The 13,823-nt window shown below is 60.0% G+C and carries 12 protein-coding genes; 7 read left to right on the forward strand and 5 right to left on the reverse strand.

Going from position 1 to position 13,823, the window contains the following annotated elements; genetic code table 11:
- Positions 1-459 precede the first annotated feature (459 nt).
- The gene (gene metC / locus ACNA0J_RS26095) at positions 460-1,653 is read right to left on the reverse strand and encodes a cystathionine beta-lyase (RefSeq protein WP_415821808.1); all 1,194 of its coding nucleotides are present in this window, start codon (positions 1,651-1,653) and stop codon (positions 460-462) included.
- Positions 1,654-1,834: 181 nt separating this feature from the next.
- Here metC and ACNA0J_RS26100 point away from each other — a divergent pair, with 181 nt between their 5' ends.
- Complete coding sequence (locus tag ACNA0J_RS26100; protein ID WP_415821841.1) at positions 1,835-2,467, forward strand: LysE family translocator; 633 nt, start codon at positions 1,835-1,837, stop codon at positions 2,465-2,467.
- 3 nt (positions 2,468-2,470) lie between these two features.
- Here the strand turns inward: ACNA0J_RS26100 and ACNA0J_RS26105 are convergent, their stop codons facing one another.
- Entirely contained in the window at positions 2,471-3,529 is a 1,059-nt protein-coding gene (locus tag ACNA0J_RS26105) for an MBL fold metallo-hydrolase (protein WP_415821809.1), read from the reverse strand.
- 106 nt (positions 3,530-3,635) lie between these two features.
- Here ACNA0J_RS26105 and ACNA0J_RS26110 point away from each other — a divergent pair, with 106 nt between their 5' ends.
- Together ACNA0J_RS26110 and ACNA0J_RS26115 are read left to right on the forward strand one after the other, a co-directional pair.
- Positions 3,636-4,013 (forward strand): MerR family transcriptional regulator, encoded by a 378-nt coding sequence (locus ACNA0J_RS26110; protein WP_415821810.1) that lies wholly within the window; start codon positions 3,636-3,638, stop codon positions 4,011-4,013.
- 49 nt (positions 4,014-4,062) lie between these two features.
- The gene (locus tag ACNA0J_RS26115) at positions 4,063-4,395 is read left to right on the forward strand and encodes a YnfA family protein (RefSeq protein WP_415821811.1); all 333 of its coding nucleotides are present in this window, start codon (positions 4,063-4,065) and stop codon (positions 4,393-4,395) included.
- Positions 4,396-4,516: 121 nt separating this feature from the next.
- Here ACNA0J_RS26115 and ACNA0J_RS26120 read toward each other — a convergent pair whose 3' ends face one another.
- The 3 genes from ACNA0J_RS26120 to ACNA0J_RS26130 all read right to left on the reverse strand — a co-directional run bounded on the left by ACNA0J_RS26120 (position 4,517) and on the right by ACNA0J_RS26130 (position 7,435).
- Complete coding sequence (locus ACNA0J_RS26120) at positions 4,517-5,116, reverse strand: toxin-antitoxin system YwqK family antitoxin (RefSeq protein WP_415821812.1); 600 nt, start codon at positions 5,114-5,116, stop codon at positions 4,517-4,519.
- 42 nt (positions 5,117-5,158) lie between these two features.
- A complete protein-coding gene (locus tag ACNA0J_RS26125) occupies positions 5,159-6,136 on the reverse strand; it encodes a Bug family tripartite tricarboxylate transporter substrate binding protein (RefSeq protein ID WP_415821813.1) in 978 nt (325 codons plus the stop codon).
- Positions 6,137-6,256: 120 nt separating this feature from the next.
- Complete coding sequence (locus ACNA0J_RS26130; protein ID WP_415821814.1) at positions 6,257-7,435, reverse strand: M20 aminoacylase family protein; 1,179 nt, start codon at positions 7,433-7,435, stop codon at positions 6,257-6,259.
- A gap of 255 nt (positions 7,436-7,690) precedes the next feature.
- Between ACNA0J_RS26130 and ACNA0J_RS26135 the strand changes: the two genes are divergently transcribed.
- From ACNA0J_RS26135 to ACNA0J_RS26150, 4 genes are all read left to right on the forward strand, one after another.
- Positions 7,691-8,869: an isovaleryl-CoA dehydrogenase gene (locus tag ACNA0J_RS26135; protein ID WP_415821815.1), complete on the forward strand. Its 1,179-nt coding sequence runs from the start codon at positions 7,691-7,693 to the stop codon at positions 8,867-8,869.
- A gap of 12 nt (positions 8,870-8,881) precedes the next feature.
- Positions 8,882-10,717: a bifunctional isocitrate dehydrogenase kinase/phosphatase gene (gene aceK, locus ACNA0J_RS26140; protein WP_415821816.1), complete on the forward strand. Its 1,836-nt coding sequence runs from the start codon at positions 8,882-8,884 to the stop codon at positions 10,715-10,717.
- 37 nt (positions 10,718-10,754) lie between these two features.
- On the forward strand, positions 10,755-11,936 hold the full coding sequence (locus tag ACNA0J_RS26145; RefSeq protein ID WP_415821817.1) for an acetyl-CoA C-acetyltransferase: 1,182 nt from the start codon (positions 10,755-10,757) through the stop codon (positions 11,934-11,936).
- A 226-nt stretch (positions 11,937-12,162) separates the two neighbouring features.
- The gene (locus tag ACNA0J_RS26150) at positions 12,163-13,770 is read left to right on the forward strand and encodes a carboxyl transferase domain-containing protein (protein WP_415821818.1); all 1,608 of its coding nucleotides are present in this window, start codon (positions 12,163-12,165) and stop codon (positions 13,768-13,770) included.
- Positions 13,771-13,823 lie beyond the last annotated feature (53 nt).

Raw genomic sequence — 13,823 nt, forward strand, 5'->3', positions numbered from 1 at the left:
GACCGAGGCCCCTGGTCATGGGCCGAGTCCGTGCNANNGGCCCGGCACCACGCCCAGGCACGCGACAGGGACTCATGATGAGGGAATGCAACGAGGCTGATGGCCATCAGCTGTTTTTTGAAGCCGACTTTGGCAATGCGATGGGTTGAGCTCGCGCCATCCGGCTGTCGTGAACGCAACTCAACAGAGTTGATGCAGCAAAGCGCATGACATCCGTCACCGGAAGACATTGCGAGCAGGAGGTCGGCGTGTAAAAGCCCCGCCGGGCCGTTGAGCCGCGATTTAGCCCGCGAAGCGGGCCGAGGCCCCTGCTCATGGGCCGAGTCGCGGCGATAGGCCCGGCNGGGCTTTTACACGCCGACCTCCTGCGCCAAAAGAACTCCGCACTACGCGTGCCATAGACAACAACCGTGGAGGGCTTTTCTGTTGCCTAGAAACGCAACCGTTTTGCTGTTGTTGTCACACGCTCGCTTGATCCAACGCCTGCGCCAGATCAGCGATCACATCCGCCGGGTTTTCCAACCCGATATGCAGCCGCACCAATGCATGATCGCCGCCTGTCCAATAGCGATGCCGCGCAAGCTCGCCGCGCGTCACCCACTGCACCAGACTTTCAAAGCCCCCCCAGGAAAAGCCGATACCAAATAGCTGCAACGCGTCCACAAAGCGGCGCGAGGCCTCGGGGGAAAGACGCAGCTCGACAGCCAACATGCCGTTTGAACCGGTGCAATCGCGCTGCCACAACGCGTGGCCCGTGTCGTCCCGCCAGGCAGGGTGATATATGCGCGCGACCTCAGGGCGTCCCGCAAGAAACTCGCACACCTGCAGCGCATGATTGGCGTGTTGCGCCATGCGAATGGGCAAGGTCCGTACCCCTCGCAGTGCCAGCCAGGCATCGTCCGCACTGATCGAATATCCCATGGCGTACTGCGTGCGATTCAAACGCTGCGCAACCTCGGCATCATTCGTGACGACCGCCCCCAGCATCAGGTCAGAGTGTCCACCCACGTATTTCGTGCCGGCCACGACCGAGACGTGTGCGCCCAATTTCAGCGGCTGATAGATGTACCCCGATCCCCACGTGTTATCGCAAGCCAGCACCAGATCATGGCTACGCGCAAACGCCGCCAATGCGGGAATATCCAGCATCTGGAACAGCAACGAACCGGGGGATTCGACGTACAGCAGCCGGGTGTTCGGGCGTACCAAGGATTCCAGATCGTCATCCGCCGAGAAATAAGTGATCTCGATATTCAAACGCTTGAGTAACGCCGCATCGAGTTCATATACCGGGCCATAGACGCAGTCGGCTACCAGCGCGTGGTCGCCGGCGGAAAGCAGCGACAGCATCACCAAGGTAATGCCCGACATCCCCGAGGACGCCAGATAGGCATGCGTGCCGCCTTCGAGCTCGCAGAACACCTGCTCCAACGCCGCATGCGTATCCATGCCCATGCGGCCATAGGTTGCGGCACGCTGGCCGGAAGCCTTGCGACGCTGGGTGGCCTCGAGCGCGTCCAGATTCTGAAAACGCACTGTGCTGGCCCGCATCGACGGCAGGTTGACGGGGGCCGAACCCGTTTGCGGGTTGAATGGCGCCGTGCCGGTATGCTGCAACAGCGTGTCGATATGCGAGACGGGATCTTTGGCCATAGGAATGCAGTGAGGATGGACAGAAAACGGTCAGAACCTCGATATTAGGAGATTCGCCGCATTCGTGCCGAGATGGGCACGTGCCATCCGGCGCCGACGCATTGCTCGCCAAGGCTGCGCGCTGTACCCTTGGAACCCGTCGACGTCACGTCTCTCTGGCCGTATCTGCGGCCGCCGCGCCATGCTGCCCTTTGACACATTGCTTGCTTTTTTCGGTATCGCGATTGTGCTGGCTCTCACGCCCGGTCCCGACAATCTGTTCGTCTTGATGCAGTCGGCCCTGTGGGGCCGTTCTGCAGGGATGTGCGTGGTGTTGGGATTATGCACCGGCGTACTCGGTCATACGGCCGCCGTCGCCGCCGGGTTGGCGGCGGTTTTTGCGGCGTCATCGCATGCGTTTACCGTCCTCAAGCTCGCGGGGGCCGCCTATCTGGCCTATTTGGCGTGGCAGGCGCTGCGCTCACGTGGCGGTCCGGCCAATGCCGAGCGTCCGCCTGCGATGACACCGGGCGCACTCTATCGGCGCGGCGTCATCATGAGCCTGACCAATCCCAAGGTGCTGCTGTTCTTTTTTGCGTTCTTGCCGCAATTCACCTCGCCCAAGCCCGAGTACGGCCCCGTAGGCCTGCAAACGGCCGTGCTGGGCGTGCTGTTCATGCTGGCCGCGTTATTGGTATTTAGCGCCATCGCATTTTTCTCGGGCGCGTTCGGGCAACTGCTGCAACGCTCGCCCACCGCGTCACGCTGGTTGAATCGCGTGACGGGTATTGTTTTTCTGGGCCTGGCCATCCGGCTGGCAACAGCCAGCCGTTAACGCTCAGCGCACGGTAAATCTCACGATCCCGTCTTCATCGGTCTTGCGAGTCAGCTTGCCCTCGAAATACAGCGTATGCAGATGCGCGAGCGCCTCGCCCATGGCAAAAGTCATCTGGTGCAGATCGAGCTTGCGCTTGAACAGCACGGGCACGATATCCATCGTGGATTGCGGCGTGACGCAAGCCTGCAGCACCTCTGCCAACCGATCCGCGTGGTGCTGATGCTGCTGGGCAATCCGCTCGTGCAGGCCTTTGAAAGGGCGTCCATGCGACGGCAATACCAGGGCATCAGCCGGCAGATCGCCATAACCATCCAGCGAACTCAGATACAAGCGCAGAGGATCCGAGTCCGGCTCGAACGCGAACACGCTGACGTTCGTGGAAATGCGCGGCAGCACCATATCGCCTGAGATCACGACGTTCAAGTCAGGGCTATAAAGCGAGACATGCTCAGGCGCGTGCCCATAACCCACGATGACACGCCAATCGTGGCCGCCGATGGCGACTTGATCGCCATGCAGCATGCGGGTGTAACGTGTCGGCATGGCCGGCACCAGATTCGGGTAATAGCCCGCACGCTCGCGAATCTGCTCTTGGGCATCGGGGTCCGTCATTCCATGGCGCGCAAAATGCGCCACGGCCGCCTCGCCATTGGGGCCCGAGCCCGTCGAACGCGATGACCACAGCACAGCCACCATGTAGTCGGTCATGCTCATCCACAACGGCACATCCCAACGCTCGCACAACCAATTGGCCAGCCCGACGTGATCAGGATGCATATGGGTGACGAGCACGCGCAACACCGGCAGTCCGTCCAGCTCCTGGGCAAAGACCTGTTCCCACAGCGTGCGCACCTCGTCACGGCTGATGCCACAGTCGACGATGGTCCAACCCTGGCGTCCGTCGATCTCGTCGCGCAGCAACCATAGATTGATATGATCCAGCGCAAAAGGCAGCGGCATGCGGATCCATTTCACGCCTGGTGCGACCTCTAGTGCAACACCTGGCTCGGGCTGTGTATCGCCCCAGGGATACTGCAGTTGATGCTCGTTAGGATTCATCTCTTGTTCTCGGTTAAACCGCCGAACCGCGCCGGCGTTTAGAAATAAGCTTGACGATTGTTCCAGACCATCATAATTTACGTTTACGTAAACTGCCAAATATCGCATGCCGCCCACCTGGACGATTTCCGAACTCTCTCGTGAGTTCGACATCACGCCGCGCACCATCCGGTTCTACGAGGATCAGGGCATCGTCAGCCCTGCGCGTGATGGCCGCAACCGTGTGTATAGCCCACGCGATCGCACTCGCCTGAAGCTCGCCTTGCGCGGCAAACGGCTCGGATTGCAATTGTCGGAAATCCGCGCGTTGATCGACATGTACGACAGCCCAAGCGACAACGCGATGCAATTACGGCAGTATCTGGATGTCCTGGCCAAGCATCGCGCGGCCCTGGAACAACAACGCCGCGATATCGAAGACACGCTGTCGGAAATCGCGGAACAGGAACAGCAGTGTCAGATGTTGATGGCACAAAAGCCTTGACCGTGCCGCTGTCCTCGCGCATCAATACCGAGACTTCTCGGAACAGACGATGACATTGCTGCCCACATTAGGCCTGTACGTGTTGACGGCGCTCGCCGAAATCCTCGGCTGCTATTTGCCGTACCTCTGGTTAAAGCAGGGCCATTCCGCGTGGCTATTGTTGCCGGCGGCCTTGAGCCTCGCGCTATTTGTCTGGCTATTGACGTTGCACCCCGCGGCGTCGGGGCGGGTCTATGCGGCCTATGGCGGGGTATACGTCACCATGGCGCTGATATGGCTATGGGCCGTCGACGGCGTGCGTCCTGCGCTGACTGACTGGGCCGGTGTCGGACTCTGCCTGGCTGGTATGGCCCTCATCGTGCTCGGCCCCCGCTCGGAATAGCGGGCGTCACGACGTATCCTGTTCGACGCGTTGGCGTGGTGTCTCAACCGCTGTTCTTTGTTGCTGCAGAAAATTCGCGCAGCACAGCGACATCCCGTACCGCGACAGCGATCCTGTACCGCTATGGTGTCTTGCGCGATCCATCGGGGTAATACTGCGCTGTGTCTTTGGCTGCGCCGCTCGCATCGAATGTCTTGCTGGAAAGCTTCGTGCCATCAGGTCCGTAGGTGATTTCGCTGGTTAATTTACCAGCCTCGTCATAGTAGCGATGCACACCAACGTGACGGTATTGCCCCTGAAACACGCCAGCCGATTGCAAGACTCCAAGATCGGAAAACCGCTCTACATAAACGCCCGGCGCGCCTTTGGGATCATGAATCGATTGATCCGCCCGGGTTTCCTTGACCTTGCCATTCATGTACCAGAACGTGGCCTTCATTTCTCTACCACCCAGAAATTCCTGTTCACGTACCGGCGTTGCGTTGTCCAGCCACTCGCGTTCAGTGGCTTGAATCGTCTTGGTACCTCCCTGCGCAACCTCGCGCTCGATGACCTCATAGATCAATGTCCCATTGCGCGCGTATTCCTTGGTGTGCCGGCCGCCGTCAATGTCCTTGGTCACGCTCTGGCCCGCCAGGGCGGGGTTGGATTCCGCACGGGATAGTCCGGGACTCAGGGCCGTCGTCAACAATACAAACAAAAAGACCAGCGTACGCGTCATCAGATGCTCCAAAGGAAATCCCCCGTTTTCGTCACGTATGAACTACTGCACTTGAATCTTGCTTTCGCGAATGATGCGCTGATTGTTTTCGTAGTCCGTGCGAACTTGTTTTGCGAAATCCTCGCCGATGCCGGTTCCAGGTTGCATGGAGTTTTTCTCCAGCATCTGTTGATACTGCGGATTCGCGAGCGCTTTTGCTATTTCATCACGCATGGTTTTCAACACTTCGGGTGGCACGCCGGCCGGCGCGAACAGCGAAAAGTTCGAGAAATAGCGGATGTTCGGCAACTTCAGCTCTGCCATGGTCGGCACATCGGGCCACGGGGCCAGCCGTTGCGGCGCCATCACCGCGAGGGGCTTGAGCGTGCCAGCGGCGACGTGAGGCAGCACGATATCGGTGTTGACGACCAGCAGATCGACTTGGCCACCCAGACCATCCGACACGGCCTGGCTGCCGCCGCGATACGGCACCTGCAGCATCTCGATGCCCACCTGCTTATTCAGCGCTGCCATGCCTATATGCGCGACGGAACCCAACCCAGGGATGCCGAACGTGACTTTGCCGGGGTGCTGCTTGGCATAGTCCACCAACTCGGCAAACGTGCTCACAGGCAGCGCTTTGGTGGCCAAGATGCCGACCGGCCCGACTGCCACACTGGCAACCGGAACGAGGTCTTTCATCGGGTCATACGAGGTCTTCACCAGATTCGGAAAAATCGTCAGCGGGCTGGTCGATGCCAGGAGCAATGTCGTCCCGTCAGGCTTGGCTCGCGCAACGGCCTCGGTCCCCACGCTGCCGCCCGCGCCAGGTTTGTTTTCGATGATGGTCGCCGTGCCATAAGCCTGACGGAAAATGTCGCCCAGCGTGCGACCCAAGGTGTCATTCGTACCGCCGGCAGTGTAGGGAACGACGAGCGTCAGTGTTTTGCCTGGCCACGCAGGCTGAGCATGAGCGGCCATGGCCATTGCCGCTACGGCCATCATCGCCACGCTACGGGTGAACTTCGAAAGTGCTGCCATTCTGATCATATCAACGCTCCGAAAATCCCCGCCGCTCATGCCGGGGAAAAGCCATCACGATGGCTGTCGATGAACACCAATGAAAAAGAAGGTGCCTCGCGACACCGCGAGGCAAAACACTCAAGCCAGGTAACGCTGAGCCAGACGAATCCAATAGGACGCGCCGACAGGGATCAAACTGTCGTTAAAGTCGTAGCTGGTGTTGTGCAGCATGCACGGCCCCAGCCCGTGACCTGCCAGGCGATGCTCGCCATCTCCGTTACCCAGAAACACGTAGCAGCCGGGTTTGGCCTGCAGCATGAAGGCAAAATCCTCGGATGCCATCACGGGCTCGATCACTCGCGATTGATCGGATCCGACGACGTCGCGCATGACGTCCAGGCAAAAGGCCGTTTCATCAGGCGTATTCACCAGAGCGGGATAGCGGCGCTCGAAATAGACCTCTGCCTGACAGCCATGCGCCGCAGCAATCGGCTCGGCCAACTCGTTCATGCGCCGCTCGATCAAGTCCACGACACCCGTGCTGTAAGCTCGCACAGAACCGCCCAACCACGCACTGCCGGGAATGATGTTGGTCACCTCGCCACCCGCCTGCACTTGAGTGATGGACACGACCGCAGCGTCCAGCGGGCGTTTGCTACGTGTCAGTATGGTTTGCAGCGCCTGGCCGATCGCAAACAGCGCCGGTACAGGGTCGTCGCAATCCTGCGGGGCCGCGGCATGCCCGCCACGTCCGGTCACCGTAATCTTGAAGGCATTCGCGGCCGCCATCATCGGTCCGCTACACACGCCGAAACTACCCGCTGGCATCCCGGGCCAGTTATGCATGCCGAATACGGCTTCACATGGAAAACGCTCGAACAAGCCGTCCTCGATCATGGCCCGGGCACCCGCACCGCCGTTTTCCTCGGCCGGTTGAAAGCAGACATAGACGGTACCGTCAAAGCCGCCCGCCTGCTTTAAATGGCGGGCCGCGGCCAGCAGCATCGCCGTATGGCCATCGTGGCCACAGCCGTGCATTTTGCCGTCATGGCGCGAGCGATGGTCAAAGGTGTTGGCTTCCTGGATGGGCAAGGCGTCCATGTCTGCCCGCAACAAAATGGCTCGCGATGCGCTCCCTGCCTTGAGCACGCCCACCACCCCGGTGCGACCGATGCCGGTATGGGTTTCGATCCCCCAGGACCGCAGGCGCTCGGCCACGAGGGCGGCAGTCCGATGCTCGTCATACGCCAGCTCAGGATGCGCATGGATATCGCGCCGCAAAGCAATCATCTCGTCCAGATCGGCGAGTTCTATCACGACAGTCCCTCCAGAGGCCCGCTCGGGCCAGCAATGGATTGGTCAGACAAGTTCCAGGCAAATTCTGGCATGGTCTGACAAGCCGTCGTCACGTTTTTCTTAGGGGTAAACCCGTGTTTTACTTTACGTTTACGTAAACGTAATATCAACCTTCTACATTGCTTAGCCATCGACGGTGGAGCATGATGGATCCGGCAAGCGGATTCATGCATGCAGCACCACCAAATGTAAGTACATACTCTCACGGAGATCGCGATGAACCTTCCCGGCTTGAACTTCAATCTAGGCGAAGACCTGGACATGCTGCGCGACGCGGTGCGTACTTTTGCACAGGCCGAAATTGCGCCGCGCGCCGCCGAAGTCGATCGCAGCGATCAATTCCCGATGGATTTGTGGCGCAAGTTCGGCGAGCTCGGAGTGCTGGGCATGACTGCCAGCGAGGAATACGGCGGCGCCAACCTGGGGTACCTGGCGCACATGGTCGCGATGGAGGAAATCTCGCGCGCCAGTGCTTCCATCGGCCTGTCGTATGGGGCGCATTCCAATCTGTGCGTCAACCAGATCCACCGCAATGGCACGGCAGACCAGAAAGCCCGCTATCTGCCCAAGCTGATTTCCGGCGAACATGTGGGCGCACTGGCGATGAGCGAGCCGGGCGCAGGCTCGGACGTCGTCAGCATGAAGCTGCGCGCCGAGAAAAAGGGCGACCGCTATGTGCTGAACGGCACCAAAATGTGGATCACGAACGGTCCGGACGCCGATACCCTGGTGGTCTATGCCAAGACCGACCCGGAGGCCCACCAGCGCGGGATTACCGCCTTTCTGGTGGAAAAGAACTTCAAGGGATTCTCGATCGCGCAAAAGCTGGACAAACTGGGCATGCGCGGCAGCCACACGGGCGAACTGGTGTTCCAGGATTGCGAGGTCCCCGAGGAAAACGTCCTGGGTCAGGTCAACGGCGGCGTGAGAGTCCTGATGAGCGGCCTGGACTACGAACGTGCCGTACTCTCGGGCGGGCCGTTGGGCATCATGCAGGCGGTGATGGACGTCGTCGTACCGTACATCCACGACCGCAAGCAATTCGGCCAGGCCATTGGCGAGTTTCAATTGATCCAGGGCAAGGTCGCAGACCTGTACACCACACTGCAGGCCAGCCGGGCGTTTTGCTATGCCGTCGGCAAGAACCTGGATCAACTCGGCGCGGAGCACGTGCGGCAAGTCCGTAAAGACTGCGCAGCACTCATCCTGTACACCGCCGAAAAAGCCACCTGGATGGCCGGCGAGGGGGTACAGATCCTGGGCGGCAACGGCTACATCAACGACTACCCCACGGGCCGCCTGTGGCGCGATGCCAAGCTGTACGAAATCGGCGCTGGCACCAGCGAAATCCGCCGCATGTTGATCGGCCGCGAATTGTTTGCGGAAACCGCCTGATCTGTTGCCATCATGATCTACACCGGCGACGTCCAGCATATCGAGCCAGTGGCAGCTACCGCGCCACTGCCGCTGGATGTCGCCCGGCAGATCCTGGCGGGTTTTGATCGGCATTACGCGCTATTTCGCTACAGCGCACAACGTGCAAAGGCCTTGTTTGAATCGGGCGATTGGCATGGTATCCAGCAGCTCTCGCGCGAACGCATCGAGTACTACGACATGCGCGTGCGCGAGTGCGCCAATCAGCTGCAACGGACTTTGCACGGTTTGGCCGCAGCAGATAGCGAAACCAGTCTGACGCCCAAGCAAACGACGTTCTGGCAAGACGTCAAACAGCAATTCGTCGGATTGTTGTCAGAACATCGTCAACCCGAATGTGCGGAAACGTTTTTTAATTCGGTGTCGTGCCGCATTCTGCATCGCGACTATTTTCATAACGATTTCTTGTTTGTCCGGCCGGCCGTTGCGACGGATTATCTCGATAGCCGCATTCCGTCGTACCGCGTTTATTACCCCTTGTCCGAGGGATTGCGCAACGGCCTGATTCGCATGGCGGCCGATTTCGGACTGGCCGCGCCGTATGCAGACCTGCCGCGCGATACACGTTTGCTGGCACGTGCTGCTGTGCGGCAGTTGCGCGCACAATGGCCTCGGCATCAGGGCCGGCGGCTCGCGCCAGACTGCCAGATCCAGGTACTGGGTACGCTGTTCTTTCGCAACAAGGGCGCCTACATCGTCGGCCGCCTGATCAATCAGAGCAGCCTGCTGCCTTTTGCCATTGCGCTGACGCGCAACGCCGCGGGCCAGATTGAGCTGGATGCGTTATTGCTGGGTGCGGACGATCTGAGCACGCTGTTCAGTTTTACCCGCGCCTATTTTCTGGTGGACATGGAAACGCCGGCCGCCGTGGTGAGTTTTCTGTCGACCTTGTTGCCACGCAAACCCAAGGCCGAGCTCTACACCATGATCGGCCTGCAGAAACAGGGCAAGACGCTGTTCTATCGGGATTTCCTGCATCATCTGGCGCATTCGCGCGATGCCTTTGACATTGCACCGGGCATCAAAGGCATGGTGATGTGCGTGTTCACGTTGCCGTCCTATCCGTACGTGTTCAAATTGATCAAGGACCACATCGACAAGGACGGCATCGATCACGCTACCGTGCGGCGCAAATACCAGATGGTCAAACTGCATGACCGTGTGGGCCGCATGGCCGACACCTGGGAATACTCGCAAGTCGCGTTGCCGCGCGCGCGTTTTTCATCGGCCTTGCTGGACGAACTGCGGCAACGCGTCCCTAGTCTGCTCGAGGAAAACCACGACTCGATCGTCATCCGGCATGTGTACATCGAACGCCGTATGACACCGTTGAATCTGTATTTGCAACACGCCAGCGAGCCGATGGTGGATCATGCGATACGCGAATATGGGGACGCGATCCGTCAGTTGGCCAGTGCGAACATTTTCCCTGGCGACATGCTGTACAAGAATTTCGGCGTCACTCGTCTGGGCCGTGTGGTGTTTTACGACTACGACGAAATCCAGCGCATGACCGAGATGCAGTTTCGCCGGATTCCGCCCGCGCCGAATGAAGAGGCCGAGATGGCCAGCGAACCGTGGTACGCCGTCGGTCCCAATGATGTTTTCCCCGAGGAATTCGACCGCTTTTTGCTGGGGGATACCCGCATACGCAAAGCCTTTCTACGGCACCACGCCGAGCTGTTACAAGCCGAGTGGTGGCAGGCCTGCCGTAACCATGTTGCACAAGGTCAAATTGAAGAATTTTTCCCTTACGATAAGGACAGACGGCTGCGCATTGGCGCAACGCCGCCTGTTTTCGCGTCGTAACAATCCAATTTATCTCTGATTTTCAGGAGCGCCCATCATGTCTGATCCCGTCGTTATCGTTTCTGTTGCTCGCACCCCCATGGGCGGCATGCTGGGCAGCCTGTCAGGCCTGGCCGCCCACGAGCTCGGCTCCGTCGCCATCAAAGCCGCCGTCGAACGCGCCGGTATCAAACCGGACCAGGTCGACGAAGTCATCATGGGTAATGTATTGCAGGCGGGCCAAGGCCAAGCCCCCGCGCGTCAAGCCGCACTGGGTGCCGGCCTGCCATTGGGTGTCGCATGCACGACCGTCCACAAAGTCTGCGGCTCGGGCCTGAAGGCCGCTATGTTCGGCCATGACTTGCTGAGCGCCGGCTCGGCGCGCATTGTGGTCGCGGGCGGTCAGGAAAGCATGAGCAACGCCCCCTATCTGCTGCTCAAGGGCCGCCAAGGCTATCGCTACGGCCACAACACGGTGTATGACCACATGGCCTTGGACGGCCTGGAAGACGCCTACGATCGCGGCAAGGCCATGGGTGTCTTTGCCGAAGACTGCGCCGCCAAATACAGCTTCACGCGCGAACAGCAAGATGCGTTTTCGCTGGAGTCGCTGCGCCGCGCACGTGCCGCCAGCGAAGACGGCAGCTTTAAATGGGAAATCGCCCCCGTCACTGTCGCTGGCCGTAAAGGCGATACCGTGATCGACACCGACGAGGCGCCGACCAAAGCCATGCCGGAGAAAATCCCGACGCTGAAACCTGCGTTCAAAAAAGACGGCACCGTCACCGCTGCCAACTCGTCGTCGATTTCCGATGGCGCGGCCGCCATGGTGCTCATGCGCGCCTCGACCGCCGAAGAGCTCGGCCTCAAGCCGCTGGCGCGCATCGTGGCCCACAGCCAGCATTCGCAAGAACCCAACTGGTTCACGACCGCGCCCGTCGGTGCGCTGAAAAACCTGTTCACCAAAACGGGTTGGAAAGCCGAGGATGTCGATCTGTATGAAATCAATGAGGCCTTTGCCGTCGTCACCATGGCCGCCATGAATGACTTCAAACTGCCTCACGACAAAGTCAACGTGCATGGTGGCGCAACTGCGCTGGGCCATCCTATCGGCGCATCGGGTGCCCGTCTGGTCACCACGCTGATTGGCGCGCTGCGCAAGACCGGCGGCAAGCGCGGCGTGGCCACGCTGTGCATTGGCGGCGGCGAAGCCGTAGCCATGGCCATCGAAATGATTTAACGAGTCTGTGCGTGTGTCGGATCGCCCATGTGATCCGACACACCGCGACTGACGCATCCTGAGCAAGACCATTGCATTTCGATCAGGTATCCGAGCGTTGAGGCATCAGCCTTTACGCAAGTTGACGGCTCCATGTACTAGACGTCGAACGTTCCAGAGCCTCTGATAAACACAACGGCCTGCATCCGCAGTGCCTGTCGATCACTTTGCACGACAACGGCCCGCTATGCCCACTATCGAATCTCGCATCAACCCGCGTTCACAAGACTACACCGACAACGCACGCGCCATGCAGGCACTGCTGGACGATCTGGCTCGGCACTTGGCCCAGACCGCATTGGGCGGCAACGACGCCGCGCGCGCCAAACATGTTGCGCGCGGCAAGCTCCTGCCGCGTGAGCGCGTCGAACGCTTGATCGACCCGGGCAGCGCCTTTTTAGAACTGTCGCCGCTGGCGGCGCATGGCATGTACGAGGGCGAGGCGCCTGGCGCGGGAGTCATCACCGGCATCGGCCGCATCGCCGGCACGGAGTGCATCATCGTCTGCAATGACGCGACGGTGAAGGGTGGGACGTACTATCCCATGACCGTCAAAAAACATCTGCGTGCACAAGAAATCGCCGCGCAGAATCGTCTGCCGTGTGTGTATCTGGTGGACTCGGGCGGGGCGAATTTGCCGCGTCAAGACGAGGTGTTTCCCGATCGCGATCACTTCGGCCGTATTTTCTACAACCAGGCGGTGATGTCATCGCAAGGCATTGCGCAGATTGCTGTCGTGATGGGCTCGTGCACAGCGGGCGGCGCGTACGTGCCGGCGATGAGCGATGAATCCATCATCGTGCGCAACCAAGGCACGATTTTTCTGGGAGGCCCGCCGCTGGTCAAGGCAGCGACAGGCGAAGAAGTCAGCGCCGAAGATCTCGGCGGCGGCGACGTGCATACACGGCTATCCGGCGTCGTCGATCACTTGGCCGTCAACGACCTGCATGCCTTGCAACTCGCGCGCAACGCCGTGTCACGGCTCAATCGTCAAAAGCCCACGCCGCTGGCGCTGGCCCCCATCCGCGAGCCGCGATATGACCCAGCGGAGCTCAACGGCATCATCCCCTCCGATACGCGCAAACCCTATGACGTACGGGAAATCATCGCGCGCATCGTCGACGGCTCGGATTTTGACGAGTTCAAGGCGCGTTTCGGCACGACCCTGGTGACGGGCTTTGCGCATATTCATGGCATGCCGGTAGGCATCGTGGCCAACAATGGCATCCTGTTTTCAGAGTCGGCGCAAAAGGGCGCGCACTTTATCGAACTCTGCGCGCAACGCAAAATCCCGCTGGTGTTTTTGCAGAACATCACCGGATTCATGGTGGGCCGTAAATACGAGAATGAAGGGATTGCGCGGCATGGCGCCAAGATGGTCACCGCCGTTGCGACGGCCAATGTGCCTAAATTCACGGTCTTGATCGGCGGTTCGTTTGGCGCGGGCAACTACGGCATGTGCGGACGCGCGTATTCGCCACGCATGTTGTTCATGTGGCCCAACGCGCGCATTTCCGTCATGGGTGGCGAACAGGCCGCGAGTGTGCTGGCCACGATACGCCGCGATGGGATTCAAGCCAAAGGCGGGCAGTGGCCGGCAGAAGACGAGGAAGCCTTCAAGGCGCCGATTCGCGATCAGTACGAGCGCGAAGGGCATCCGTATTACGCTACCGCGCGTTTGTGGGACGACGGCATCATCGCACCGGCCGATACCCGCCGTGTGCTGGGTTTGGCGCTGTCGGCGGCATTGAATGCGCCTATCGAAGACACGCGCTTTGGCGTATTCCGGATGTAGGAAAAAACCCCACCCCCTACGCGCTGCGCGCGCCCCCTCAAGGGGGCAAAGTC

This window comes from Bordetella tumbae, assembly GCF_965139195.1.
In the GTDB taxonomy this organism is placed as follows: Bacteria; Pseudomonadota; Gammaproteobacteria; order Burkholderiales; family Burkholderiaceae_B; genus Bordetella_A; species Bordetella_A tumbae.

What these genes read in the sequence shown, in the direction of transcription:
- ACNA0J_RS26100 (WP_415821841.1), top strand. Translation starts at nt 1,835, where the DNA reads ATGCTGCCCTTTGACACATTGCTTGCTTTTTTCGGTATCGCGATTGTG.
- ACNA0J_RS26145 (WP_415821817.1), top strand. Translation starts at nt 10,755, where the DNA reads ATGTCTGATCCCGTCGTTATCGTTTCTGTTGCTCGCACCCCCATGGGC.
- ACNA0J_RS26110 (WP_415821810.1), top strand. Translation starts at nt 3,636, where the DNA reads ATGCCGCCCACCTGGACGATTTCCGAACTCTCTCGTGAGTTCGACATC.
- ACNA0J_RS26115 (WP_415821811.1), top strand. Translation starts at nt 4,063, where the DNA reads ATGACATTGCTGCCCACATTAGGCCTGTACGTGTTGACGGCGCTCGCC.
- ACNA0J_RS26125 (WP_415821813.1), bottom strand. Translation starts at nt 6,136, where the DNA reads ATGGCAGCACTTTCGAAGTTCACCCGTAGCGTGGCGATGATGGCCGTA.
- aceK (WP_415821816.1), top strand. Translation starts at nt 8,882, where the DNA reads ATGATCTACACCGGCGACGTCCAGCATATCGAGCCAGTGGCAGCTACC.
- ACNA0J_RS26135 (WP_415821815.1), top strand. Translation starts at nt 7,691, where the DNA reads ATGAACCTTCCCGGCTTGAACTTCAATCTAGGCGAAGACCTGGACATG.
- ACNA0J_RS26120 (WP_415821812.1), bottom strand. Translation starts at nt 5,116, where the DNA reads ATGACGCGTACGCTGGTCTTTTTGTTTGTATTGTTGACGACGGCCCTG.
- ACNA0J_RS26105 (WP_415821809.1), bottom strand. Translation starts at nt 3,529, where the DNA reads ATGAATCCTAACGAGCATCAACTGCAGTATCCCTGGGGCGATACACAG.
- metC (WP_415821808.1), bottom strand. Translation starts at nt 1,653, where the DNA reads ATGGCCAAAGATCCCGTCTCGCATATCGACACGCTGTTGCAGCATACC.
- ACNA0J_RS26150 (WP_415821818.1), top strand. Translation starts at nt 12,163, where the DNA reads ATGCCCACTATCGAATCTCGCATCAACCCGCGTTCACAAGACTACACC.